Here is a 26040-nt window from a genome sequence, read left to right on the forward strand (position 1 = left end):
GTTGCACGCGGATGCCAAATGTCCTGCAGGATCGAAGACTACGCGCTGATTGGTGATTGTGAGACGGCTGCCCTGGTGAGCCGGAACGGGTCGATCGACTGGCTGTGTTGGCCGGCGTTCGATTCGGATGCCTGTTTCGCAGCCTTGCTGGGAGATCGCAGCCATGGCCGCTGGCTGATCGAGCCGCGCGGCGACGTCCGATCGACGTCTCGCCGTTATCGCGGCGACAGCCTCATCCTCGAGACGCGATACGAAACTGCGACCGGCACCGTCGAGGTGATCGATTTCATGCCGCCACGGGGCAGCGCCTCCGATGTCGTTCGGCTGGTCCGCGGCGTCTCCGGCCGGGTCGCCATGCGGATGGAGCTGATCATCCGATTCGGCTTCGGCATCGAGATTCCCTGGGTGAAGCGCTCGGAGGATCGCTCCGCGCTGCTCGCCATCTGCGGCCAGGACATGGCGGTGTTGCACACGCCGGTCGCCACCCGCGGCGAGGACATGACCACGGTGGCGGAGTTCGAGGTCGCTGCCGGCAACACCGTGCCCTTCGTGCTCACCTACGGTCCGTCGCATCTGCCGGTGCCCAAGGCGATCGATCCGGATCAGGCGCTTGACGACACCGAAACGTTCTGGGCCGACTGGTCGCGGCGCTGCACCCATCAGGACGAGCATCGTGCGCTTGTGATGCGCTCGCTGATCACCTTGAAGGCGCTTACCTACGCGCCGACCGGCGGCATCGTCGCGGCGCCGACCACCTCGCTGCCGGAGAAGCTCGGCGGCCGGCGCAACTGGGACTACCGGTTCTGCTGGCTGCGTGACGCGACATTCACGCTGCTGGCGCTGATGAACTCGGGCTACACGGAGGAAGCGCTGGCCTGGCACAACTGGCTGCTGCGCGCCGCGGCCGGCGCTCCCGCCTATATGCAGATCATGTATGGCATCATGGGCCAGCGGCGGCTGATGGAGTGGGAGGCCGAGTGGCTGCCGGGCTACGAGGGTGCCCAGCCGGTGCGGATCGGCAATGCCGCGCATGCGCAGCTCCAGCTCGATGTCTACGGCGAACTGATGGATGCCTTCCACCAAGCCCGCATGACCAAGCTCAAGCTGGACGACGGCACCTGGGACCTGGAATGCGCGGTGCTCGACCATCTCACCGACGTCTGGGACCAGCCCGACCACGGCATATGGGAACGCCGCGGCGATGGCCGTCACTACGTGTTTTCCAAGGTGATGACCTGGGTCGCGTTCGATCGCGCGATCAAGAGCGCGGAGAAGTTCGGGTTCAAGGCGCCGCTGGAGCGCTGGCGGCGGCTGCGCGAGGCCATTCATCGCGACGTCTGCGACAAGGGCTACGACGAAGGCCTCGGCAGCTTCGTCGAGTCCTATGGCTCGCGGCTGCTCGATGCCAGCCTGCTGCTGTTGCCGGCGGTCGGCTTCCTGCCGTGCTCCGATTCGCGCATTCGCGGCACGGTCGAGGCGATCGAGCAGCATCTGCTGCGGGATGGCTTCGTGCTCCGGCACGATCCGCGCGACGTCTCTCCGGACGAGCAGCAGCCGATCGAAGGCGCGTTCCTGGCCTGCACGCTGTGGCTGGCCGACGCGCATGTTCTGGCGGGCGCCACCGAAAAAGCCGAGACGCTGTTCCGCCGCGTTGTGAACATCGCCAACGACGTCGGACTGCTGGCCGAGGAGTACGACACCGAGGCACGGCGGCAGACCGGCAACTTTCCCCAGGCGCTGACCCATATCGCGCTCATCAACACGGCGCAGAATCTGAGCAGTGCCAAGAAGGCCAGCGACAAACCCGCAAGGCAGCGGTCGGAAGCCTGAGCTGCCGTGTGTCAGCTTGCGGATGAGCCTTGCGCGTTCTCTGCCAGGATCATCTCCATCGCATTGGCAAAGCCTTCGTCCTGATTGGACGTGGTGATGCGCTTGGCTTTGCTCTTCACCTCGTCACTGGCGTTGCCCATGGCGATCGACAAGCCGCTCACCTCGAACATCGCGACGTCATTATGCATGTCGCCGATGGTCGCGACCTGGTCGAGCGGGATACCGAGCCGCTGGGCCATCGCTTTGACGAAGGTGCCCTTGTTGCGGCCTGGCGGCGTGATGTCGAGATAGTAGCTCTGCGAGCGGACAGCGGTCGCTTCCGCCCCCAATGCCTGCTGCATCTGGCTCTCGCAGCGCGCCAGCAGCTCGAAATCGCTGCTGGCGCCGACGATCTTGCAGGCGTTCGACAGATAGGGGGAGAAATCGTCGACGATCGTCGGCTCCGCGCGAATGGCGCGCCGCTCGTTCGGGACGTACTCGCCGTCCGGATTGCGCGTCAGCCAGGCATCATTGGTGAAGACCCAGATGTCGACGCCGGATTGATGGAGAAGATCGACGCAGCGCGCGGCGGCCGCGGGCGGGATCAGGCTCTGCTCGAGCGGGCGCATGTCGGCGCCGATGATCGAGCTGCCGTTGAACGGGCCGACCGGAAGGCTGATCTGCAGCGGCTCGATCAGAAAGCGCATGCCGATCGCCGGGCGGCTCGAGGTGAGCGTGAAGGCGACGCCGCATTCATGCAGCCGTCGCGCCACCTTCGCAGCCCGCTCGGTCAGAACCTTGTCCTTGGTCAGCAGCGTGCCGTCGACGTCGGATACGACGAGAGCGATGCGGGTCATGAGCCCTTCCTGTTCGCGGTCAGGAGCAGCGCCGACCGGCGTGAAGCTGTTGCATGATGTCGTCCACGATCGCCGCGACCGGCGCGTCGACCGAGACGGTGATGGGATGCTCGGCGGCCCCAGGTGGTTCCAGGGTGGCGAACTGGCTGGCGAGCAGGCCCGGCGGCATGAAGTGCCCCTCGCGATGGCTCATCCGCTCGCCGATCAGCTCCTGACTGCCTTGGAGATAGACCATGCGGACATCGTTGCGGCCGCCGACGAGGATGTCGCGATAGGCCTTCTTGAGCGCAGAGCAGGCGATGATGATGTGCTGGCCCGCAGTACGGCAACGCGCGATCTCCGCCGCAATGGCCTGCAGCCAGGGCCAGCGATCCTCGTCCGTGAGCGGGTGGCCGGCGCTCATCTTGGCGACGTTCGGGGGCGGGTGAAAGCTGTCGCCATCCTCGAAGCGCCAGCCGAGGCGCTGGCCCAATGCTTGCCCGATCGTGCTCTTGCCGGAGCCGGACACGCCCATGATGACGAGCGCATGGGGCAGGTCAGATCTCGCCACTTCGCCCCTCCGGCCAGGCCTCGCTGTCGATGAGCAGGATCGTCTGCTGAATCGAGCGGGCGCGATTGGCGGGCAGGTCCTCACCGGCCAGCACGTGCGCCATGATCGCGCGCTTGTCGGCACCGGCGACCTCGAACAGCATGGTTCGGCAGGAGGCGAGCGCAGGCAACGTCAGGCTGATCCGCGGCACGAAGGGTGCGACGTGAGCCTTGTCGACGCCGACAACCCAGCGATCGGTGACGTCGATTGCGGGAAAGCCGGGGAATAGCGACGCGACATGGCCATCGGGACCGATGCCGAGCAGCACGAGGTCGAACAGCGGCCGCCCGGAGTCGAGCCGCGCGGCGCCGTAGAACGCTTCCAGCGTGCGCTGATAGTCGCGGGCAATGGCCTCCGGGTCCGACCCATCGGTCGCGATCGGGTGGATGTTCGCGGCCGGCGCGCAGGCATCGAGGAACACGTGACGTGCCGTGGTCATGTTGTGCAGGGAATCGCCGGGCGGAACATATCGCTCGTCACCTATGAACCAGTGGACGCGCGGCCATGGAATCCGTTCACGATAAGCGTCCGTCGCCAGCAGCTCATAGAGCTGCCTCGGGCTCGATCCCCCGGTGAGACAGATGGCCACGCGTCCCGGATTGGTATCAGTCCGAGCCAGGAGATGTTCGGCCGCGACCCTCGCCATCGTCGCCCGGTCGGCGACGCGCACGAGCTTGCGGTCCTGCGGCCCGGCCACGGCTAAACCAGCTTGCGCCAGCTGCGGCCGTCGCGGGCCAGGAGATCGGCCGCCGCCTCAGGTCCCTCGCTGCCGGCCGCGTAGGAATGCAGGCCATCGCGGCCAGCCTTCTTCCACGCCCCGATGAACGGCTCGACGGCCTTCCAGCCGGCTTCGACGCTGTCGGCGCGCTGGAACAGGATGTTGTCGCCGATCATGCAGTCATAGATCAGCGTCTCGTAGCCGGTGGCCGGCTCAGCCTGGAAATAGTCCTTGTAGTTGAACTTCATCTGCACGCCGTCGGTGCGGATGGTGGGGCCGGGTACCTTGGTGTTGAACTGCAGCGTGATGCTCTGGGTCGGCTCGATGCCGATGACCAGATAGTTTTCGGCCAGGGTTTCGATCGGCGTGCAACTGAACATCGCGAACGGCGCCTGGCGGAACTTGATCGCCACCTCGGTGCGCTTGGCGCCAAGCGCCTTGCCGGTGCGCAGATAGAACGGAACGCCGGCCCAGCGCCAATTGTCGATCGTGAGCTTGAAGGCGGCATAGGTCTCGGTGGTGCTGTCGGTACGGACGTCCTTGCTCCTGACATAGTCGGGCAGCTCGGCGTCGCCGATCATGCCGGCCGTGTACTGGCCGCGCACCGAGTTGAGCAGCGCCTCCCGTTCGCTCAACGGCTGGATCGCCGATAGCACCTCGGCCTTCTCGGAGCGGACGGTATGTGCATCGAACCGTGCTGGCGGCTCCATCGCCACCAGCGACAGCAATTGGAATAGATGGTTGGGGACCATGTCGCGCAGGGCGCCGGTGGCGTCGTAGAAGCTGCCGCGCGTGCCGACGCCGAGCTTCTCCTCGACGGTGATCTGGACATGGTCGATGTGATGCCTGTTCCAGATCGGTTCGAACATGCCATTGGCGAAACGCAGCACCAGGATGTTCTGCACCGTCTCCTTGCCGAGGTAATGATCGATCCGGTAGATCTGGTGCTCGGTCACGAGCTGCAGCAGCTCGTCGTTCAGCTTCTTGGCCGAGGCGAGGTCGGTGCCGAACGGCTTTTCCACCACGAGGCGGCGCCAAGCCTTGCCGTCCTCGCGCAGCAACCCGACGCGCCCGAGCTGTTGCGCGATCGGCGCAAAGGCGCTCGGCGGCGTCGCAAGATAGAACAGCCGATTGCCGTGGGTCTCCCGCGCGGCTTCCAGCTTTTCCAGCTTCGCCTTCAACTGATCGAAGCTTTCCGGCTCCTTCGGATCGGCCTCGATCGCCGTCACGCATTGCAACAGGCGCTGCGCGATCTCGTCCTCGATCGGGCGTGTGGCGTATTTGCGCAGGCCTTCCATGAGATTGTCGCGCAGTTGCTCGCTCGACATGCCCTTGCGGGCAATGCCGACGATGCAGAGCCTGTCGGGCAGCAGATGATTGGCGGCCAGATTGTAAAGCGATGGCAGGACCAGCCGATGCGTCAGGTCGCCGGTCACGCCGAAGAGGACGAAGGCGCAGGCGTCAGGCTTCTGGTGTTGCGGCTGATGCGAATGGTGGGCGGTCACGCGCGGTCCGCCTTCGGCTTGACGATCTCGGGCGCGCTCTGGCGCGCCGGGTCTGGGTGCTGTTCGGGCTCCTTGTGTCCGCCGAAGCCTTCGCGCATGGCCGAGAGAATCTTCTCCGCGAACGTGTGCTCCTGGCGCGAGCGGAAACGGGCGAACAAGGCGGCGGTCAACACCTCGGCCGGCACCGCCTCGTCGATCGCCGCATTCACGGTCCAGCGGCCCTCGCCGGAATCCTCGACATAGCCGGAATATTTCTCCAGACCGGGCTGCCGCGCCAGCGCGCTGGCGGTGAGGTCGAGCAGCCAGGACGGAATGACGCTGCCGCGGCGCCACACCTCGGCGATATCTGCGAGATCGAAGTCGAAGCGGTGCGCCTGCGGCAGCGCCGCGCTGTTCGCATTCCTGAGGATGTCGAAGCCCTCGGCATAGGCCTGCATCAGGCCATATTCGATGCCGTTGTGGATCATCTTGACGAAGTGCCCGGCGCCCACCGCACCGGCATGCAGATAGCCCTGCTCGACGCGCGGGTCGCGGCCATCACGGCCCGGTGTGCGCGGGATGTCGCCGATCCCAGGCGCGAGCGCGGCGAAGATCGGATCGAGCCGGTCGACGACCGGCTTGTCGCCGCCAATCATCATGCAGTAGCCGCGATCGAGGCCCCAGACTCCGCCGGAAGTGCCTACGTCGACGTAGTGCAGACCGCGCTCCTTGAGCGCCTTGCCGCGGCGGACGTCGTCCTGCCAAAAACTGTTGCCGCCGTCGATGATGACATCGTCGCGGGTCATCAGCCCGGTGAGCTGCTCGACGGTGGCTTCCGTGATCTTGCCGGCCGGCAGCATGATCCATGCGTGCCGCGGGGGGGCGAGCTTGCCGACGAACTCCTCGAGACTCGCGGCGCCGGTGGCGCCTTCGGAGACCAGCGCGGCCACAGCCTTTGCGTCGCGATCATAGACCACGCAGGAGTGCCCCGCGCGAATCAGGCGGCGCACGATGTTGCCGCCCATCCGCCCGAGACCGATCATTCCAAGCTGCATCGACGAGGCCCTTCCTAGCTCAGCGCTTCGCTGATCGCGCTGTCGAGCATCTTCAGGCCCGATTTCAGATTGCCCTTGAGATGGACCCGAAGAGCCCGGCGCCCGCGCTCGGTGAGCACGTCGAAATCGCCGCGCGCCTGCGCCGCCTTGATCACGCCGAAGCTCGCCTTCTGCCCGGGGATCGGCAGATCCTCGGCATCGTCGGCGGTGATCTGGAGAAACACGCCGCTGTCCGGACCGCCCTTGTAGGCCTGGCCGGTCGAGTGCAGGAAGCGCGGACCGAATTCGGCGCAGGTGGCGAGGTGCTTGGCGTCGCGCAGCCTCAGCCGGATCCGCTGCAGCGTGTCGATATTGCCTGCATTGCGGTCGATATAGCCCAGCAGGGCGATGTAGTCGCCGTCGCCGGCGCGGCCGAGATGCGCCTTCAGCCAGGACGCGAGCGTTCCGTCGGCGCCATGCCCGCGCAGGCTCTCGGCGTTCTGCGCATCGGTGTAGAGCTCGCAGCCCTTGATCGCCACGACGGGGTCCTCCGCCGGCAGTGCGCCGCTTTGCTCGAACGCCGCGGTCAGTTCGCGGGTCTTGATCTTGGCCGATTCGACGTCGGGCTGGTCGAACGGGTTGATGCCGAGCACGGCGCCGGCAACAGCGGTCGCTATCTCGAAGCGGAAGAATTCCTGGCCGAGCTGGTCGATCGACTTCATGACGATGCGCACGACCGGATGACCGGCCTCTTCGAGCGCGGCGAGCTTCGCGTCATGGCCCGCCACCTCGTCGCCCTCGACCTTGATATCGACGAAGAAGCGATCGCGGCCATAGAGCTCAGGCGACGCGATAGGCTCGCCGTCGATCGGGATCAGGCCTTTGCCTTCCTTGCCCGTGGATTCCGCGATCAACTGCTCGGCCCAGGCGCCGAAATCGGCGATCTTGGGCGAGGCGAAGATCGTCACCTTGTCGCGGCCTTCGAGGCCGGCAAGGCCCATCGCCAGACCGAGCTGCACACCCGGGTTCTGTAGCGGCGGCACGTCGGGCCCGCAGGAGCGCACCATGGACAGCGCCTGCGTGATCAGCCTGCGCACGTCGATGCCGGCGGTGGCGGCCGGCACCAGGCCGAACGGGGACAGCACCGAATAGCGGCCGCCGATGCTCGGCTCGCCGTGGAAGATGCGGGCGAAGCCTTGTGCCTTGGCCGCCTTCTCCAGCGACGAGCCGGGATCGGTCACGGCAATGAAGCGATGGCCGGCCTTCTTGGGCCCGATCGCGTCGGCCACGCGTGCGAAGAAATAGTCCTTCATCGCGTTCGGCTCGGTGGTGCCGCCCGACTTCGAGGAGACGATGAACACCGTCCTCGCGATGTCGATCGCCTTCTCCATCGCGCGCACCTGCGCCGGATCGGTGGAGTCGAGCACGTGCAGCTTGGGGAAGCCAGCCCGGCGCGGGAACGTTTCGGCCAGCACCTCCGGCCCGAGGCTGGAGCCGCCCATGCCGAGGACCACGGCGTCGGAGAATTTCTGTCCCTTCACCCGCTGCGCATAGTCCTCGTAATCGGCGATGTCGGCCTTCTCCGCGCTGGTCAGCCAGCCCAGCCATTTGTGCTCGTCTCGGCCGGTCCAGACCGTCGCGTCCTTGTGCCAGAGCCGGCGAATCTTGGCGTCCTTGCGCCAGTCCTCGGTAGCGGAGGCAACCTTCTTCTGCAGATCAGCAGCAACCGCGATCGACTGCTGCCCAAGCCCGGTCCCGAGCACGACGGCGCGCTTGTGCGCAACCGCGCCATAGAGCTTGTCGGCGGCGTCCGCGAACTGCTTGACGCCGTCGATCACGAGATCTGCGGTGATGTCGTCGAGCGAGATGCCGGTCTTCGCCAGATCCTCAAGGGCGGCCTGGGCGGCATCGACGTCTTCCTCCAGACTGTCGCGCACCTTGCCGTGATCACGGAAGGCGTCCAGCGTGGCCGGCGGCACGGTGTTGACGGTGTTCGGCCCGATCAGCTCCTCGACATAGAGGACGTCGCTGTAGTCCTTGTTCTTGGTGCCGGTGGAGGCCCAGAGCAGCCGCTGCGGCTTGGCCCCTTGCTTGGCCAGCCGCTCCCAGCGCGCGCCGGCGAACAGCTGCTTGTAGTCCTGATACGCCATCTTTGCATTGGCGATGGCGATCCTGCCCTTGAGCGCGGCCAGCCGCTCCTTCTCGGTCGGATCATTGGCCTGGGCGATCTTCTCGTCCAGCTGCTTGTCGACCACGCTGTCGATGCGGCTGACGAAGAACGAGGCCACGCTGGCGACATGCGACGGATCGCCGCCGGCGCCGACGTAGGCTTCGAGGCCGGCAATGTAGGCTTCGGCAACCTGCCGGTAGACGTCTTGCGAAAACAGCAAGGTGATGTTGACGCTGATGCCCTTGGAGATCAGGTGCTGGATGGCTGGCAGGCAGGCGTTGGTCGCCGGCACCTTGATCATCAGATTCCTGCGGTCGACCGCCGTCCAGAGCTGCTCGGCCTCGGCGATCGTGCCCTTGCTGTCCATCGCCAGATAGGGCGAGACTTCGAGGCTGACGAAGCCGTCATTGCCCTCGAAGCGGTCATAGACGGGCCGCAGCACGTCGGCGGCATTCTGGATGTCCTCGACGGCAACGGCCTCGAACAGCTGCGTCGGCGATCGATCGCCGTTCTTCAGCGCCGTGGCGATCGGTGTGTCATATTCGTCGGAGCTGCCGATCGCCTTCTCGAAAATCGCGGGATTCGAGGTGACGCCCTTGACGCCATCCTCATCGATCAGCCGCTTGAGGTCGCCTTTGGCGACGAAGCCGCGTGCGAGGAAATCGAGCCAGACCGCCTGGCCGTGTTCTTCGAGAGCTTTGACCGGATTCATGATGCCTATCTATGTGCGTCGGCTTGCTTTTTTGGGTTCCCGCCTGGCCGCTGCCAGGTCGATGGGGACCTCACATGAACAACTATGCGCCAGCCCTCAGGAGAACGCCATTCATAATGGATTGATCCCTCTGGAATCCCAAGAGCTTCGAGCCGGGGTGACGTGCCGGCGGGGGGCGTCCGGAGGGAGATCGGCAGGCGACGCGAAGCCCGCCGCTGATCGTTCCGGCCAAAGCGCGCGGCGGAGCCGCCAGAGCGCGGTCGGCGTTCGGCCTGCGTCGACCTCAGCAGCGCTCGTGCGCCGGAGAGGCTCCCGGGAGGCAAGCAAATGCCGTCGATCGAAAGCTTCTCCGGCTTGCAATGCTGGAAAGGTGCCACATGTGTTCTGGGTAATGGTGCCCTACGCAACGGATCATGGCGAACGTCTCGCGGTTGTCGCCTCGGCAGCGCCTCACGAGTGTCGGCGGATAACCCATGATGCTTTCCGGCTGCAGATGCTCAGCGGCGAACTGCCGTGTGATCATGGCAATGATCGGCATCGAGTGATCCATCCGGCTTCGGCCGCGCGTTATTTCACGACGTTCGGATCTGGCGGCGAACATGCGTGCGCGCGGCCCTATGAGATGCGCGCGGTCATCGCTCGCTCGAGGACGTTGTATGAGCGACGGCAGATGCGGTCGCAGGCCCATGTTTGGTCGGCCGCCGTGGCCGGCGCGCATCAGGTCGCGCAGCGAGTGAGACGTTCCCTGCCTGGAGCGCTCGCGAGAAGAGCTGCGTTCACTCGCGGTTCACTTCGGGAAGAGAGACTGATTTTGGAGCTGTCACGCCACCAGTTCACGTGGCTTCACAACACCTTGTGCGGCGCAGGGAGACTACGGTGCCGGGGTATTGCGGATGTTGCGAAGCAGAGACAATGAGGTACAAATGGGGAGAGTCGGCCGGCTTTTGCCGAACTATTGAGCGAAGTGCATGTTGATAGGGCATATGCTGCATGCACTTTGCGTTGCGGAAAAGGACGAAGACGGTGCCCAATGGGGGCTAGCGCGCTTCACTCTGAGTCGGTTCGGGATCAGCAGGAACGTACTTGGATCTCGGCCCGTTGCAGCAGTGCGGCGGAACCTACGTGGAGAGGGATCATGTACAACGATTCGTTGTTCAACGCGTTCGCAAGGTCGTTCGAGGCACGCAGCCAGACCGACATGTCGATGCAGGAATATCTAGAATCGTGTCGAACCGACCCGATGCGATACGCGAACGCCGCTGAACGACTACTAGCTGCGATCGGCGAGCCTCAGATGATAGACACGGCCAAGGACCCACGCCTTGGCCGTATTTTTTTGAACCGGACGGTTCGCCTGTATCCTGCATTCGCCGGCTTCTACGGCATGGAGGACACGATCGAGCGCATCGTCGGCTTCTTCCGTCACGCCGCGCAGGGTCTCGAAGAGCGCAAGCAGATCCTCTATCTGCTCGGACCGGTCGGCGGCGGCAAGTCGTCGCTGGCCGAACGGCTGAAGCAGTTGATGGAAACCCATCCGATCTACGTGCTCAAGGCCGGAGATGAGCTGAGCCCCGTGTTCGAGTCGCCGCTCGGCCTGTTCGATCCCGACACGCTGGGCCCGATGCTCGAGGAGAAATACGGCATTCCGCGCCGCCGTTTGTCCGGCCTGATGAGCCCGTGGTGCTACAAGCGGCTGGAAGCCTTCGGCGGCGACATCTCGCAGTTCCGCGTCGCCAAGATCCAGCCGTCGCGGCTGCGCCAGATCGGCATCGCCAAGACCGAGCCCGGCGACGAGAACAACCAGGACATCTCCTCGCTGGTCGGCAAGGTCGATATCCGCAAGCTCGAGACCTACGCGCAAAACGATCCCGACGCCTACAGCTATTCGGGCGGTCTCAACCGCGCCAACCAGGGCATTCTCGAATTCGTCGAGATGTTCAAGGCGCCGATCAAGATGCTGCATCCGCTGCTGACGGCGACGCAGGAAGGCAACTATATCGGCACCGAGAACATCGGCGCCATTCCCTACAACGGCGTGATCCTCGCCCACTCCAACGAGTCGGAGTGGCAGAGCTTCAAGACCAACAAGAACAACGAGGCCTTCATCGACCGCATCTGCGTCATCAAGGTGCCGTACTGCCTGCGCGTCACCGAGGAGCGCAAGATCTACGAGAAGCTGATCCAGGGCTCCGAGCTCTCCACCGCGCCCTGCGCGCCGGCGACCTTGGACACGCTCGCCCGCTTCTCGGTGATGTCGCGCCTGCGCAAGCATGAGAACTCGACGCTGTATGCCAAGATGCGGGTCTATGACGGCGAGAGCCTCAAGGAGTCCGATCCGAAGGCGCGCAGCGTGCAGGAATATCGCGATGCTGCCGGCGTCGACGAGGGCATGGACGGCATCTCCACCCGCTTTGCCTTCAAGGTGCTGGCTGCGACCTACAATCACGATACGGCGGAAGTATCGGCCGACGCCGTGCATCTGATGTACGTGCTGGAACAGTCGATCAAGCGCGAGCAACTACCCGAGGAGATCGAGAAACGCTACCTCGAATTCATCAAGGCGGATCTCGCGCCGCGCTACGCCGAGTTTATCGGTCACGAGATCCAGAAGGCCTATCTCGAATCCTACTCCGATTACGGCCAGAACCTGTTCGATCGCTACGTCGACTACGCCGACGCCTGGATCGAGGATCAGGACTTCAAGGATCCCGATACGGGACAGTTGCTCAATCGCGAGCTGTTGAACCAGGAGCTGACCAAGATCGAGAAGCCGGCCGGGATCGCCAACCCGAAGGACTTCCGCAACGAGGTTGTCAAGTTCTCGCTGCGCTCCCGAGCCCAGAATGGAGGCAAAAATCCGTCCTGGACCTCCTACGAAAAGATCCGCGAAGTCATCGAAAAGAGGATATTCTCGCAGGTCGAGGATCTGCTTCCGGTCATCTCGTTCGGTACCAAGAAGGACGGCGAGACCGAGAAGAAGCACGACGACTTCGTCGCGCGCATGGTCGAACGCGGCTACACCGAGCGGCAGGTCCGTCGGCTGGTCGAGTGGTACATGCGCGTGAAGCAGGCGGGTTGATCGTGGTCCGGCGCCGATGTCCACTGCAGGTGCGGCAGGCCATCGGCCTGACGTCGGCGCCAGGGTTACGAACGAGATGAACGTTCGACGCTGAGCTTCGCTGGGAGGCGTCGGACAGGCAGAGGGTGCCGTTGCAGTGTCGGGTCCGATACTGCACCGCGGCATCGCGGCGGGGGAGAGCAGGAGTCGAAGCCGCTGCAGCAGGAGGCGTATGGAACGTGGTCATGCACATCATTGATCGGCGCCTGAATCCGGGCGGCAAAAGTCTCGAAAATCGCCAGCGATTTTTGCGCCGCGCCAAGGCCTTGGTTCAGGGAGCGGTCAAGAAGACCTCGCAGGACCGCGACATCAAGGACGTGCTGGAGGGCGGCGAGGTCTCGATCCCGCTCGACGGCATGGACGAGCCGCGCTTCCGCCGCGAGGGCGGCACCCGCGATATGGTGCTGCCCGGCAACAAGAAGTTCGTCGAAGGCGACATCCTGCCGCGCTCCGGCGACGGCAGCGGCCGCAAGTCGGCGCCCGGACAAGGCGACAGCGAGGACGCGTTCCGCTTCGTGCTGAGCAAGGAGGAGTTCGTCAATCTCTTCCTCGACGATCTCGAATTGCCTGATCTCGCCAAGCGCAAATTCGCCGAGGCCGAGAGCGAGGGGCTGGTGCGTGCCGGCTACTCGACGTCGGGCTCACCGGCCAACATCTCGATCAGCCGCACCGTCACCCGCGCCTTGGCCCGCCGCGTCGCGCTGCGCCGTCCGCGGCCGGAAGCGATTGCCGAGCTCGAGGCCCAGCTGGAGCAGGAGACCGACGACGACAAGCGTGCCGCGCTGCTGGCCGAGCTCGAAGCCCTGAAGGCCAAGGCCAAGCGCATCCCCTTCATCGATCCGATCGACATCCGCTACCGCCGCTTCGAGGCCGTGCCGAAGCCGATCGCGCAGGCCGTGATGTTCTGCCTGATGGACGTGTCCGGCTCGATGTCGGAGCACATGAAGGACCTCGCCAAGCGGTTCTACATGCTGCTCTACGTGTTCCTGACCCGGCGCTACCGCCATGTCGAGATCGTCTTCATCCGTCATACCGATCGGGCCGAGGAGGTCGACGAGCAGACCTTCTTCTATGGACCGGCGTCCGGCGGCACCTTGGTGTCGAGCGCCCTGCAATGCATGCACGACATCGTCCGCTCGCGCTTCCGCCCCTCGGACTGGAACATCTACGCGGCGCAGGCCTCCGACGGCGACAACGCCACCTCGGATTCCGAGAACGTCGCCCGTCTCTTGACCGACAACATCCTGCCGGTGTCGCAGTTCTTCGCCTATCTCGAGGTCGGTGAATCCGGCACCTATTCGTTCGAGATGCCGGACTCCGCACTGTGGTCGCTGTATGAGCGGCTGCGCGCCGATGGCGAGCCGCTGTCGATGCGCAAGGTGCGTGACCGCAGCGAGATCTTCCCGGTGTTCCACGACCTGTTTCAGCGTCGCGGCACCACGCAGGAGAGGGCGGCGTCATGAGCGGGTTGCTGTTCGAGGGCGCGGATTGGAATTTCCTCACCCTGCAGCGCATCCACGATGCCTGCGAAGCCGTCGCCGAGAAGGAGCTCGGGCTCGACACCTATCCCAACCAGATCGAGGTGATCACGGCCGAGCAGATGCTCGACGCCTATTCCTCGGTCGGCATGCCCCTGTTCTACAAGCACTGGTCGTTCGGAAAGCACTTCGCCTACCACGAGGCCTCGTACCGCAAGGGCCTGATGGGCCTCGCCTATGAGATCGTGATCAACTCCTCGCCCTGCATCTCCTATCTGATGGAGGAGAACACGGCGACGATGCAGACCTTGGTGATCGCGCACGCCGCGTTCGGCCACAACCATTTCTTCAAGAACAACTATCTGTTCAAGCAGTGGACCGACGCCGACGGCATCCTCGACTATCTCGATTTCGCCCGCGGCTACATCGCGCAATGCGAGGAGCGCTACGGCCGGCTCGCCGTCGAGCATACGCTGGACGCGGCGCATGCGCTGATGTCGCACGGCGTCGACCGCTATCCCGGCAAGAAGAAGCTCGACTTCCGCGAGGAGGAGAAGCGCGCCGGCAAGCGCAGGCTCTACGAGGAGGGCCAGTTCAACGATCTCTGGCGTACGGTGCCGACCGGCCCGGTCAAGACCAACGCGATGCTGAACGTCGAGCGGCGCCGCGCGCTGCTCGGCCTCCCGCAGGAAAACCTGCTCTATTTCCTGGAGAAGACCGCGCCGCGGCTGGCGATGTGGCAGCGCGAATTGCTGCGCATCGTCCGCCACATCGCGCAATACTTCTATCCGCAGGGCCAGACCAAGGTCATGAACGAGGGCACGGCGACCTATGTGCATTATCGCATCATGAACCGGCTGCACCAGGACGGCCGCCTCACCGACGGCAACTTCCTGGAGTTCCTGCAGTCGCACACCAACGTCGTCTTCCAGCCGGAGTTCGACGATCCGCGCTTCTCCGGATTCAACCCTTACGCGCTCGGCTTTGCGATCATGCAGGACATCGAGCGCATCGTGAAGGACCCGACCGACGAGGACCGCGAGTGGTTTCCGGACATCGCCGGCACCGGCGACGAGATGGCGGTGCTGCGCGACGTCTGGGCCAATTATCGCGACGAGAGCTTCATCAGCCAGTTCCTCAGCCCCAACCTGATCCGGCAGCTCAGACTGTTCCACCTGCATGACGATCCGGCCGAGCGCGCCGGCATCCTCGTCGACGCCATTCATGACGAGCGCGGCTATCGCCGCGTCCGCCGCGAGCTATCCAAGCAGTACGACGTCGGTTGCATCGATCCGAACATCGAGGTGGTCGATGTCGATCTCGCCGGCGACCGCCGCCTGATGCTGCGGCATACCGTGGTGAAGGGGGCCCAGCTCAGCGAGACCGACACCAAGCGCGTGCTGCAGCATCTCGCCGATCTCTGGAGCTACGACGTCTCGCTGGTGGAAGTCGATGCCGCCACCGACAAGGTGCTGAAGGAGTACGTGCTCAATCCCCGGATACAACCGGCGGCCGCCTAGCGCGGCCGCCAAGCCTTAGATGTCCGCAAACACCTCGAGCAGATTGCCGTCGGGATCCCTGAAGAACAGCGTGCGGTGGCCGAAGGGCTGGTCCGTCGGCGGCTCCATGAGGGCGATGCCCTTGCCGGTCAGCTCGGCCGCGCAGCGGTCGACATCGTCGCGGGTCACCTTGAAGGCGAGCTGAAGCGATGCGCTCCCTGGCGGCGTCGGCTGGTCCGAGGCCAGCCGTTGCGGCCGGGCGAGCGCCAGCGTGTTGCTGCCGGCCTGGTACTCGATCCAGCCTTGTGACAGCTCGCGCAGCAGGGGAAAGCCCAGCACCTCTTCATAGAAGCGGCGCATCGCGGACCAGTCGCGCACCAGGATGACGGTGTAGTCGATGGCCCGGATGGCCCGGAACGGGGATGTCTGCTGTCCGGCGTCGGTCATGATCAGTCTCTCGTTCTGCAGGCGGGACCTGCAGCTTACGTGTTGCGGCGAGTGGCGTGAACGGGATCGGGGCGCTATGGTATGCGGGTTGGCCGGACGCGCCGGCCCGTGCAGCCGGATCGGCTGTCAATGGCGCAGATCGAAGCTCGGGCGTGAGAGGCGTGGTCGGACCAGGGAAGACGGCGGCGGCGGAGCGGCGGGACCGGTTCATTCCGTTGCGCAAGTCGGACATTCTTGATGGCCTGATCTCGAACGGCCATGTCGATGACGCCCAGGCCAGCGAGCTGCGGCAGCTGGCGCGTATGCTCGGCGCGATTCTGCACCATCAATATTTCGACGAGCTCGATCGGTTCCGCGACGCCTATTTCGACTTCGATCCCGAGGTGCCGGTCGGCCGCCGTCGATCGCCGGAGGATCTCGACGCGGCCTATCGCAGCCTCGCCGACGAAGTCGTGCGGGTGCTCGGCGAGGCCAATTTCATCGAGATCAGCCATGACGAGATCGAGCGCGCCTTTGCCGAGCATGCGCTGGTGCGGGTCAAGCTGAAGGCGCCGATCTCCGACTATCGTGCTGTACGGATGTTCCGGCGTGGCCAGCATCAGGAGACGATCGAGGTCCCCATGCTGTATGGGCTGCGACGGCGCAAGCATGAGATCGAGGTCTATGACGACATCGTGCTGATGGTCGCGACCAAGCCCGACGAGCCGGTCAAGAAGAAGAGCAAGGCCGCCGCCTGGCGCGGCCGCAACAAGATCCGCGGCGGCGCGGTGCTGTTCAAATATTTCCGCCACATCGCGCGCTTCGACCTCGAGGCGCTGCTGCCGAACGTCCGCGTCGTCATGGGCCTGCGCGAGCAGCTGACCCTGGGCGTGCCGGCGCTGGTCGGCGGGGTGCCGATCCTGCTCAAGCTGGCCTCGACCTTGACGGTGCTGTTCATCGTCGCCGGCTTCTATCTCGGCCTCAGCGGCACCGTGCACGACAACGATACGGAGCAGGCGCTGGCGGCGCTGTCGGGATTGTTCGCGCTCGGCGCCTTCATCCTGCGGCAATGGGGCAACTTCCACCGCCAGTCGCTGATCCATCAGAAGCAGGTCACCGACAACATCTACTTCCGCAACGTCAACAACAATTCCGGCATCTTCAACTATTTGATCGGCGAGGCCGAGGACCAGGACTGGAAGGAAGCGATGCTGGCCTATGGCGGCCTGCTGCTGGCGTCGGTGCCGCTCTCGCGTGCTGCATTGGGCAGCCATGTCGAGGAGTTGCTGCAGCAGATGTTCGGGCTGGGTCGGGCGTTCAATATCGATGAGGCGCTGCTGCGGCTGCGCGAGTTTGGGCTTGTGAGTGGTGGCGACGACGCGCTCTCGGCGCTGCCGCTGCCAGAGGCGATCGCGCAGCTCGATCGCGTTTGGGCGAGCGCGCTGCGGCCGTAGCCGCACGTGGACGATGAACAGGATCGTAGTCCGGATGAGCTCAAGCCTGCGCCCGGAGGGCGGAGGCGGACGCGACATCCGGGTTACGAGAGCCAGCTCCGAAACCGGCGCGGCAAACAGGCGTCGTCTCGAAGCACGACTGCGGGCGTTGCTGCCGCGTCAGCGCAGGCTCGCATTGATCTTGTCGAGCGCCGACTGCCCCGGGCACAGATCCGCCGCCTCCAGCCGGTTGAGCGGGCGCTCCACCGTGTTGAGGTGGCTGTGCAGATCGTCGGCCTCAGGGTCGACATAGAGTAACCCGGTCACGATCTGGCCTTGCGCGGCATGCTTCTGGAGGAAGGTCATGGCGCCGAGCCGGTCATGCGGGTCGTAGTCGGCGTCGATCTTGCGCAGCGCCAGCCTGGAGCCGTCGTGCTGCTCGACGATCTGCACCGTGCCCGGATCCTGGTCGATCTCGATCGGATCGCGTCCGGTCAGCACGTCGAGCCGGTTCACGGCATCGTTGTGCTCGCGGACATAGTCGAAGCTCTTGGTTGAGCCGGCGTGATTGTTGAACGCGATGCACGGGCTGATGACGTCGATGAACGCCGCGCCCTTGTGCTGGATGGCGCCCTCGATGATCGGCACCAGCTGCTTCTTGTCGCCCGAGAAGGACCGCGCCACATAGGTGGCCCCGAGCTGCAGCGCGATGCCGACCAGATCGATCGGATTGTCGGTGTTGGTGACGCCCTTCTTCGACTTCGACCCGCGGTCGGCGGTCGCCGAGAATTGGCCCTTGGTCAGGCCGTAGACACCATTGTTCTCGACGATATAGGTCATGTTCACGCCGCGCCGGATCGCGTGGGCGAACTGGCCGAAGCCGATCGAGGCGGAATCGCCGTCGCCGGAGACGCCGAGATAGATCAGCTCGCGGTTGGCGAGATTGGCGCCGGTCAGCACCGAGGGCATGCGGCCGTGCACGGTGTTGAAGCCGTGCGAATTGCCGAGGAAATAGTCCGGCGTCTTCGACGAGCAGCCGATGCCGGAGATTTTTGCCACGCGATGCGGCTCGATCGACAGCTCGAAACAGGCCTCGATGATCGAGGCCGTGATCGAATCGTGGCCGCAGCCGGCGCAGAGGGTCGAAATCTTGCCCTCGTAGTCGCGATGGCTGTAGCCGAGCGCGTTCTTCTTGATGCCCGGATGCTGGAACTTCGGCTTTGCGATGTAGGTCATGAGAGCCTCGCATCACCCGGCATCGTCATGGCCGGGCTTGTCCCGGCCATCCACGTCGGGGCCGGGAGGAAAGACGTGGATGCCCGGGCCTTCGCCGCGTCGAAGCAGCTACGGCCGCGCAGGCGGGTCGAGCCCGGGCATGACGGCGGAGAGAGCGGAGAGTACGTCATGACACGGCCTTGCGCAGTGGGGTGACCTTGATGTGGTCCTGGTGGTCGCCGATAGCATCGGCGATGAAGCGCGCCGTGATCGGCGTGCCGTCATAATGCAGGATCGGCACCAGCCGGACCGGGTCGATGCCGTTCTCCGTGACGATCAGCTGGCGCAGCTGGGCGTCGCGGTTCTGCTCGACCACGTAGACGAAATCGTGCTCGGCGATGAAGCTCGCCACGCTCGAATGGAACGGGAAGGCGCGGATGCGCAGGCGGTCGAGCTGGCAGCCGCGCGCCTCCAGCAGTCCGATTGCCTCGTCCATCGCCGGCGCGGTCGAGCCGAAATAGATCACGCCATATCTCGTCGGCTTGCTCGCATTGGCCTGCAGCGGCCGCGGCACCATGTCTTGCGCGGTCTGGAACTTGCGCAGCAGGCGCTGCACGTTGTCGGCATAGACGGCGCCTTCCTCGGAATAGCGCGCGTAGCGGTCACGCGACGTGCCGCGGGTGAAGTAGGAGCCCTTCGTCGGATGCGTGCCGGGGTAGGTGCGGAACGGAATGCCGTCGCCGTCGACGTCGAGATAGCGGCCGAAGTCGCGGCCTTCGTCGAGCATCTCCGCCGTCATCACCTTGCCGCGGTCATACTGCTTGGCATCGTCCCACTTCAGCGGTCTGCACAGCCGCTGGTTCATGCCGATGTCGAGGTCGAGCATCAGGAAGATCGTGGTCTGCAGCCGCTCGGCAAGATCGAACGCCGCAGCGGCAAACTCGAACGCCTCGGCCGGATCTTCGGGGAACAGCATCACGTGCTTGGTATCGCCGTGCGAGGCATAGCCGCAGGCGATCAGGTCGCATTGCTGCGTCCGCGTCGGCATGCCGGTCGAGGGGCCGGCGCGCTGCACGTTCATGATCACGGCCGGGATCTCGGCAAAGTAGGACAGGCCGATGAACTCGGTCATCAGCGAAACGCCGGGGCCCGATGTCGTGGTAAAGGCGCGGGCGCCGTTCCAGGACGCGCCGACCACCATGCCGATCGAGGCGAGCTCGTCCTCGGCCTGCACGATCGCGTATTTGGCCTGCCCGGTTTCCGGATCGTGCCGCAGTTTCTTGCAGTGGTTGCTGAACGCTTCGGCCAGCGAAGACGACGGCGTGATCGGGTACCAGGCGCAGACCGTGGCGCCGCCATAGACGGCGCCCAGCGCGGCGGCGTTGTTGCCCTCGATGAAAATGCGGTCGCCGACCTTGTCGGCCTTCTTGATGCGCAGGCCGATCGGGCACTTCAAATTCTGCAGCGCCCAGTCGCGGCCGAGATGCAGCGCGTGGACGTTGGAGGAGAGCAGCTTCTCCTTGCCCTTGTACTGCTCGCCGATCAATTGCTCGATCAGCTTCGGATCCATGTCGAGCAGCGCTGAGAGCGCGCCGAGATAGATGATGTTCTTGAACAGCTGGCGCTGGCGCGGATCCGAATAGGTCGAGTTGGTGATCGCGGTCAGCGGGACGCCGATGACGGTGATGTCGTCGCGGAACTTGGTTGCCGGCATCGGCTTGGTGGAATCGTAGAACAGATAGCCGCCCGGCGCGATACCGGCGACGTCCTTGTCCCAGGTCTGCGGGTTCATCGCCACCATCAAATCAGTGCCGCCGCCGCGCGCGCCGAGATGGCCCGCTTCGGTGACGCGCACCTCGTACCAGGTCGGCAGGCCCTGGATGTTCGACGGGAAGATGTTGCGCGGGGATACCGGCACACCGTGGCGGAGCACGGCGCGCGCGAACAATTCGTTGGCGCTGGCCGAGCCGGAGCCGTTGACGTTGGCGAAGCGGACGACGAAGTCGTTTACGCTGCTGAGCGGCGCTTGCTGGGACATGCGTTACCTGCGTGGGTCGTCTCGATGAAATATTTCTGCATGTCCCACGCACCGGTGGGGCAGCGTTCGGCGCACAGGCCGCAATGGAGGCAGACGTCCTCGTCCTTCACCATCACGCGCCCGGTCTTCAGATCCGAGGACACGTAGAGGCTCTGGTCGGGATGCAGCGAGGGCGCCTTCAGCCGCGCGCGCAGATCCGCCTCTTCGCCATTGTCGGTGAAGGTGATGCAATCCATCGGACAGATGTCGGCGCAGGCGTCGCATTCGATGCACAGCGTGTCGGAGAACACCGTCTGCACGTCGCAATTCAGGCAGCGATGCGCCTCGCCGAGCGCGAGCTTGACGTCGTAGCCGAGCTCGACCTCGGTGCGGATGTCCTTCAGCGCCACGACCTTGTCACGATGCGGCACCTTGAAGCGCTTGTCGGAGGAGATGTCGTTGTCATAGCTCCATTCATGAATGCCCATCTTCTGCGAGGAGATGTGCACCTCGGGCAGCGGGCGCTCGGTGATGTCCTCGCCCGAGAGCAGGCGATGGATCGACAGCGCGGCCTCGTGGCCCTGTGCGACCGCCCAGATGATGTTCTTCGGCCCGAACGCGGCGTCGCCACCGAAGAACACCTTTGGATTGGTCGAGACGAAGGTGGTCGGATCGACCTTGGGCATGTGCCGCTTGTCGAATTCGATGCCGCAATCGGCTTCGATCCAGGGGAATGCGTTCTCCTGGCCGACGGCGACCAGCACGTCGTCGCAGGGATAGGTCTCGTCGGGCTCGCCGGACGGCACCAGCGAGCGTCCGCCGTTGGCGTCATATTCCGCCTTCACCTTCTGGAAGGTCATGCCGGTCAGCTTGCCGGCGGCATGGTGGAACGCGATCGGAACGAGATAATTGAGGATCGGAATGTCCTCGTGCAGCGCGTCCTCCTTCTCCCACGGAGACGCCTTCATCTCCTCGAAGCCGGAGCGCACGATGACCTTGACGTCCTCGCCGCCGAGCCTGCGTGCGGTGCGGCAGCAATCCATCGCGGTGTTGCCGCCGCCGAGCACGATCACGCGCTTGCCGATCTTGTCGGTGTGGCCGAACGAGACACCGGACAGCCAGTCGATGCCGAGATGGATGTTGGCCGCCGCTTCCTCCCGACCTGGAATGTTCAGCTCGCGGCCGCGTGGCGCGCCGGAGCCGATGAAGACGGCGTCATAGTTCTCGGCCAGCAGCTTCTTGAGGCTGTCGATACGATGGCCGGCCTTGTAGTCGACGCCGAGGCTGAGCACGTAGCCCGTCTCCTCGTCGATGACGCTGTCGGGCAGGCGGAACTTGGGAATCTGTGAGCGCATCATGCCGCCGGGCTTGGGATCGGCGTCGAACACGGTGCAGTGATAGCCGAGCGGCGCGAGATCGCGCGCCACGGTCAGCGACGCCGGGCCGCCGCCGACCAGCGCGATGCGCCGGCCGTTCTTCGGGGCAGGGCGCGGCATGCGCTGATGGACGTCGTCCTTGAAATCGGCCGCAACGCGCTTGAGGCGGCAGATCGCGACCGGGCTTTCCTCGACGCGCCCGCGTCGGCAGGCGGGCTCGCAAGGGCGATCGCAAGTGCGTCCGAGAATGCCCGGGAATACATTCGATTTCCAATTGATCATGTAGGCGTCGCTGTAGCGACCCTCGGCGATCAGGCGGATGTATTCGGGGACCGGAGTGTGTGCGGGACAAGCCCATTGGCAATCGACTACTTTGTGAAAGTAGTCGGGGGCCGAGATATCAGTCGCTCTCATTCATACCCTGTCCGCGCGGCGAACCATGAGCGCGCGGCCTTCCTGACGTGAGGACGACTGCTTGTTCAGGATCGGCTGGGGATCGATTGGGAGTCCGGAGCAGGTCCTGTTCGTCGCCCTTCTGTTTTTTGAATGGCTCAATTGAATAGTCTTATCAGACTAGAGCCATTCCAAGGCGCACACAAAGGCAAATTTGCAAAGCTGCCCTTCGTGCACAGTGTGCGGCGCCGCATTGCGGGCGTGATGATGCCATCGAATGTTGCGTTGCGGCATTGTGGCGAGCGGCTGCATCTGCCGGTTGCACGCTCGCGTCATTGATGCAGAACAATGCGCGCTCAGCCAGAGGCGATGTCCGCGCGGCTCAGGTCCCACATCAGCCTGTAGATGCCGGCCGAGATCTGCGTCGCCAGCGGACCGTCGATGGCCGCGAAGCGCGTGGTCATCAAGGTCGCGATGGCATGACTGTCGGCGCCGTCGATGAGGATGAACCAGTCGGCATCGCGCGAGCTCGCAGGAACCCCGGCTGCCGGACCGGAGAGATCAGCATCGCCCTCGAGCAGGTGCATCGAGATGACGCCCTTGACCTCGCTCGGATCGAGCTCGATCTGCAGCGCGTCGCGCAGCGCCCCGTCCTGTCCCGGCTTCGGCCGCAGGCGGATGATGCCGAGCACCGCGCCGCGACCGGCGCCGATCGAGATCGTGATGCGTGCGACGCTGCGGATCATGTTCTTGAACCGCGCCATCACTGCCTTCGACCATTCCGTCGGCGACTCCAGCCGGGCGCGATAGGGCGCGCTGTCGAGCACGTCGATCGTCTCGGTCGAATACAGGCAGAGATATTTAGGGCTGCCCTGCTCGGCGACATAGCGCCGCGCCTCGATGAAGCCGGGGATGGCCACGCGCTCTTCGAGATGCTCGCTGTCATACCAGCGGTTGAAGTCGGCTTCGTCAGCGGCATCGATATTCATCGATGTCAACAGCATGCCTTTCCCGGCGATGGGCATTGCAGATGTCCTTAGTTTGGCGGCCAATTCCTCATGGTGAGGAGCGCCCCTCGGGCGCGTCTCGCGGACAATGCTTGCGCATTGCCTGGTGAACCATGAGGTCGGGATGGATCGGCCTCATCCTTCGAGACGCCATGCTGCGCATGGCTCCTCAGGAATGAGGGGAGACGATCACATGTTTAAGGCGCGGTCGTGCGCTTAGCCATGTCGGAGATGGCTTTCATGACCGCATCGCGGATGCCGGGGTCATAAAGATTGTGACCTGCGGCTTCGACGACACGGATTTCGGCGTCGCGCCACACCTCCGCCAGCCGTGCCGAGGTCGCCGGCGGACAAAGCAGGTCGTAGCGGCCCTGCACGATGATTCCGGGAATCCCGTTGAGACTGTTCGCATTGCGCAGCAACTGGTCCGGCGCCATGAAGCTGTCGTGCGAGAAATAGTGCGCCTCCATGAACGGCGTCGCCGGCAAGGCGGTGCCGGAGCGGATGGCGAGGCGATCGAGCCGGGCGCGCGCGGGCTTCACCTCCGACAGCGCGCGCTCGGTATCGTGCCAGGCGCGGGCGGCAGGGCCATGGATCGCCGGATCGGGATCGAGGATGCGCCGGAAGTAGGCGTCGCACGGATCGGCGTGCTCGTTCTCCGGCAGCAGCTCCAGAAAGTCGCGGTGCAGGGCCGGGTGAAAGCGCGCCAGCGTCTCGCCGAAGGCGGTCGCCACCTCCGCGCGGGTGCCGAAAAAGGTCGCGCGCAACACCAGCCCCGTGACGCGCGTCGGGTGCGCCTGCGCATAAGCCAGCGCCAAGGTGGCGCCCCAGGAGCCGCCGGCGACGATCCAGCGCTCGAAACCGAATCTTTCGCGGATCGCCTCCATGTCGGCGATCAGGTCGGGCAGGGTGTTGTTGTCGCGGCTGCGTGCAGGACGCGAACGGCCGGCGCCGCGCTGGTCGAACAGCACGGCGTGGAAGCGCTCGGGATCGAACAGCCGGCGGTGATCCGGCTGGCATCCGGAGCCCGGCCCGCCGTGCAGATAAACCGCGGGAATGCCGCCAGCGCGGCCGCTGCTCTCGACATAGATCTGGTGACCGCCGGAGACATCCAGCCATTCCGACGTCAGCGGGATGAACGGATCGCTGCGGTGCGCGGAGGCGCGGCCGGCTTCGGCGTCAGGCATCGTTGCCGTTCTCCGGCGTGCCGCCGGCGAAGTTGCGATACAGGAAGCGGTCCTGGCCCGAGGCCGCGTCACGCTCGGCCTGCTTGAAGATGCTCTCGTGCAGCGGGGACAAGGTGCAGGCCGGATCGGTGTTGGCGGCGTCGCCGGTCAGCGCGAACGCCTGGCAGCGGCAGCCGCCGAAATCAATCTCGCGGAACTCGCAGGATTTGCACGGCTCCTTCATCCAGCCGGTGCCGCGGTAGCGGTTGAAGGCCTCGGAGTTCTGCCAGATCCAGGCGATCGAATGGTTCGAACGGACAGACATGAAGTCGAGGCCGGTGATGCTCTCGGCGGCGTGGCAGGGCAGGATCTTGCCCGAGGGCGAGATGTTGAAGAACTGCCGGCCCCAGCCGCCCATGCATTTCTTCGGCCGCAGCGCGTAATAGTCCGGCACCACGTAGTCGATGGTCAGCGTGCCCTTCAGCCGCTCGCGGGCGTCCTCGACGATGCGGTCTGTCTCTTCGAGCTGGGCGTAGGTCGGCATCAGGCTGGCGCGATTCTTCAGCGCCCAGCCGTAATATTGCACGTTGGCGACCTCGAGCCGGTCGGCGTCGAGATCGACCGCCATCCGGATGATATCAGGCAGCTGATGCAGGTTCTGCCGGTGCATCACGGCGTTGACCGTCAGCGGCAGGTCGAGCTCGCGAGTCCAGCGCGCCACTTCGAGCTTCTTGGCGTGGCCGCCCTTGTAGCCGCCGACGCGGTCGGCGATGCCGGCCTCGCTGCCCTGGAAGCTGATCTGGACATGGGACAGCCCGGCATCGGCCAGCTCCTTGAGCCGCTCGCGGGTCAAGAGCACGGCCGAGGTGATCAGGTTGGTGTAGAGCCCGACGTCGTTGGCATGCTGCACCAGCTCGACCAGATCCTTGCGCGCGGTCGGCTCGCCGCCGGAGAAGTGGATCTGCAGCACGCCGATCTCGGCGAGCTCCGACAGCACCTTCTTCCACTCCGCCGTCGTCAGCTCCTGCCCGGCGCGATCGAGCTCCAGCGGGTTGGAGCAATAGGGGCATTGCAGCGGACAGCGATGCGTCAGCTCGGCCAGCACGGCGAGCGGGATGCCGTAGGTCTCGGCCACGGAGCCGCGCCGCTCCAGCACGGCAAGGCCGTCATTCGCGGCGATCTGCGGCGTCGTCTCGGTGAGCTCGGTCATGATGTCGTCTCCCGAACCTCGGTCAGGAATCCCTTGTCAGCGAGATCCTGCAGCATGGCGACGACGTCGGTCGCGATGACGTCGCGGGGCGCGGCATATTTCACCGCGAGATCGTCGATGATGCCGGCGACGGCGCGCGCGCCGTCGCACAGCTTGAGCACCTCGACCGCGATCTCGTCCGGCGCCAGCACGCGCTCAGGGGCGAGGATGACCCAGACCTGGCGCGTCTCGTCGAACTTCAGCTTGGTGTGTCGCGGCAGCACCACGCGGCTGGTCTCGGTGACTTGGATGTGACGCGGGGCCATGGCGGGTCTCTAAGTCGTGTAGTC

At 64.9% G+C, this 26040-nt stretch carries 19 protein-coding genes; 5 read left to right on the forward strand and 14 right to left on the reverse strand.

What is annotated here, in order from left to right; all coding sequences use genetic code 11:
* The first annotated feature begins 18 nt into the window (after positions 1-18).
* Positions 19-1830, forward strand: coding sequence for a glycoside hydrolase family 15 protein (locus tag QX132_RS05015; RefSeq protein WP_315775914.1), 1812 nt, complete (start codon positions 19-21; stop codon positions 1828-1830).
* Between the two features lie 11 nt (positions 1831-1841).
* Here QX132_RS05015 and QX132_RS05020 read toward each other — a convergent pair whose 3' ends face one another.
* Genes QX132_RS05020 through QX132_RS05045 form a run of 6 tightly spaced genes read right to left on the reverse strand, consistent with a single transcriptional unit; the run spans position 1842 to position 9373 of the window.
* A complete protein-coding gene (locus tag QX132_RS05020) occupies positions 1842-2666 on the reverse strand; it encodes an HAD family hydrolase (protein WP_315738656.1) in 825 nt (274 codons plus the stop codon).
* Positions 2667-2685: 19 nt separating this feature from the next.
* Positions 2686-3216, reverse strand: coding sequence for a gluconokinase (locus tag QX132_RS05025; protein ID WP_315775915.1), 531 nt, complete (start codon positions 3214-3216; stop codon positions 2686-2688).
* Positions 3203-3952, reverse strand: coding sequence for a 6-phosphogluconolactonase (gene pgl / locus QX132_RS05030; RefSeq protein WP_316160280.1), 750 nt, complete (start codon positions 3950-3952; stop codon positions 3203-3205). The genes QX132_RS05025 and pgl overlap by 14 nt, the downstream gene beginning before the upstream one ends.
* A gap of 2 nt (positions 3953-3954) precedes the next feature.
* The gene (gene zwf, locus QX132_RS05035) at positions 3955-5478 is read right to left on the reverse strand and encodes a glucose-6-phosphate dehydrogenase (protein WP_315775916.1); all 1524 of its coding nucleotides are present in this window, start codon (positions 5476-5478) and stop codon (positions 3955-3957) included.
* A complete protein-coding gene (gnd, locus tag QX132_RS05040; RefSeq protein WP_315775917.1) occupies positions 5475-6512 on the reverse strand; it encodes a phosphogluconate dehydrogenase (NAD(+)-dependent, decarboxylating) in 1038 nt (345 codons plus the stop codon). The genes zwf and gnd overlap by 4 nt, the downstream gene beginning before the upstream one ends.
* 14 nt (positions 6513-6526) lie before the next feature.
* Positions 6527-9373, reverse strand: coding sequence for a bifunctional transaldolase/phosoglucose isomerase (locus QX132_RS05045; RefSeq protein WP_315775918.1), 2847 nt, complete (start codon positions 9371-9373; stop codon positions 6527-6529).
* 1135 nt (positions 9374-10508) lie between these two features.
* Here QX132_RS05045 and QX132_RS05050 point away from each other — a divergent pair.
* The 3 genes from QX132_RS05050 (at position 10509) to QX132_RS05060 (ending at position 15489) form a co-directional block, all read left to right on the forward strand.
* Positions 10509-12452 (forward strand): PrkA family serine protein kinase, encoded by a 1944-nt coding sequence (locus tag QX132_RS05050; protein WP_315755266.1) that lies wholly within the window; start codon positions 10509-10511, stop codon positions 12450-12452.
* A 224-nt stretch (positions 12453-12676) separates the two neighbouring features.
* A complete protein-coding gene (locus tag QX132_RS05055; RefSeq protein ID WP_315782020.1) occupies positions 12677-13954 on the forward strand; it encodes a YeaH/YhbH family protein in 1278 nt (425 codons plus the stop codon).
* On the forward strand, positions 13951-15489 hold the full coding sequence (locus QX132_RS05060) for a SpoVR family protein (RefSeq protein ID WP_315738648.1): 1539 nt from the start codon (positions 13951-13953) through the stop codon (positions 15487-15489). Before QX132_RS05055 ends, QX132_RS05060 begins: the two co-directional genes overlap by 4 nt.
* 15 nt (positions 15490-15504) lie before the next feature.
* Here QX132_RS05060 and QX132_RS05065 read toward each other — a convergent pair whose 3' ends face one another.
* On the reverse strand, positions 15505-15915 hold the full coding sequence (locus QX132_RS05065; protein WP_315811649.1) for a VOC family protein: 411 nt from the start codon (positions 15913-15915) through the stop codon (positions 15505-15507).
* Between the two features lie 161 nt (positions 15916-16076).
* On the opposite strand from QX132_RS05065, the gene QX132_RS05070 reads away from it, so the two are divergent.
* Positions 16077-17348, forward strand: coding sequence for a TMEM143 family protein (locus QX132_RS05070; RefSeq protein WP_316160281.1), 1272 nt, complete (start codon positions 16077-16079; stop codon positions 17346-17348).
* 159 nt (positions 17349-17507) lie between these two features.
* On the opposite strand, the gene QX132_RS05075 is transcribed toward QX132_RS05070, so the two are convergent.
* The 7 genes from QX132_RS05075 to pqqD form a co-directional block, all read right to left on the reverse strand.
* Entirely contained in the window at positions 17508-18563 is a 1056-nt protein-coding gene (locus tag QX132_RS05075) for a 2-oxoacid:ferredoxin oxidoreductase subunit beta (protein WP_316160282.1), read from the reverse strand.
* Positions 18564-18729: 166 nt separating this feature from the next.
* Entirely contained in the window at positions 18730-20580 is a 1851-nt protein-coding gene (locus tag QX132_RS05080) for a 2-oxoacid:acceptor oxidoreductase subunit alpha (RefSeq protein WP_315738643.1), read from the reverse strand.
* Positions 20550-22349, reverse strand: coding sequence for an FAD-dependent oxidoreductase (locus QX132_RS05085; RefSeq protein ID WP_315796661.1), 1800 nt, complete (start codon positions 22347-22349; stop codon positions 20550-20552). The genes QX132_RS05080 and QX132_RS05085 overlap by 31 nt, the downstream gene beginning before the upstream one ends.
* 335 nt (positions 22350-22684) lie before the next feature.
* Positions 22685-23353, reverse strand: a complete 669-nt coding sequence (locus QX132_RS05090; protein WP_315811652.1) for a DUF4286 family protein — start codon at positions 23351-23353, stop codon at positions 22685-22687.
* A gap of 179 nt (positions 23354-23532) precedes the next feature.
* Positions 23533-24522: a prolyl aminopeptidase gene (gene pip, locus QX132_RS05095; RefSeq protein ID WP_315811653.1), complete on the reverse strand. Its 990-nt coding sequence runs from the start codon at positions 24520-24522 to the stop codon at positions 23533-23535.
* Positions 24515-25711 (reverse strand): pyrroloquinoline quinone biosynthesis protein PqqE, encoded by a 1197-nt coding sequence (gene pqqE, locus QX132_RS05100; protein WP_315811654.1) that lies wholly within the window; start codon positions 25709-25711, stop codon positions 24515-24517. The genes pip and pqqE overlap by 8 nt, the downstream gene beginning before the upstream one ends.
* Positions 25708-26016 (reverse strand): pyrroloquinoline quinone biosynthesis peptide chaperone PqqD, encoded by a 309-nt coding sequence (gene pqqD / locus QX132_RS05105; RefSeq protein WP_315811655.1) that lies wholly within the window; start codon positions 26014-26016, stop codon positions 25708-25710. The genes pqqE and pqqD overlap by 4 nt, the downstream gene beginning before the upstream one ends.
* Between the last annotated feature and the right edge of the window lie 24 nt (positions 26017-26040).

Source organism: Bradyrhizobium sp. SZCCHNRI20481 (assembly GCF_032485055.1).
GTDB lineage: Bacteria > Pseudomonadota > Alphaproteobacteria > Rhizobiales > Xanthobacteraceae > Bradyrhizobium.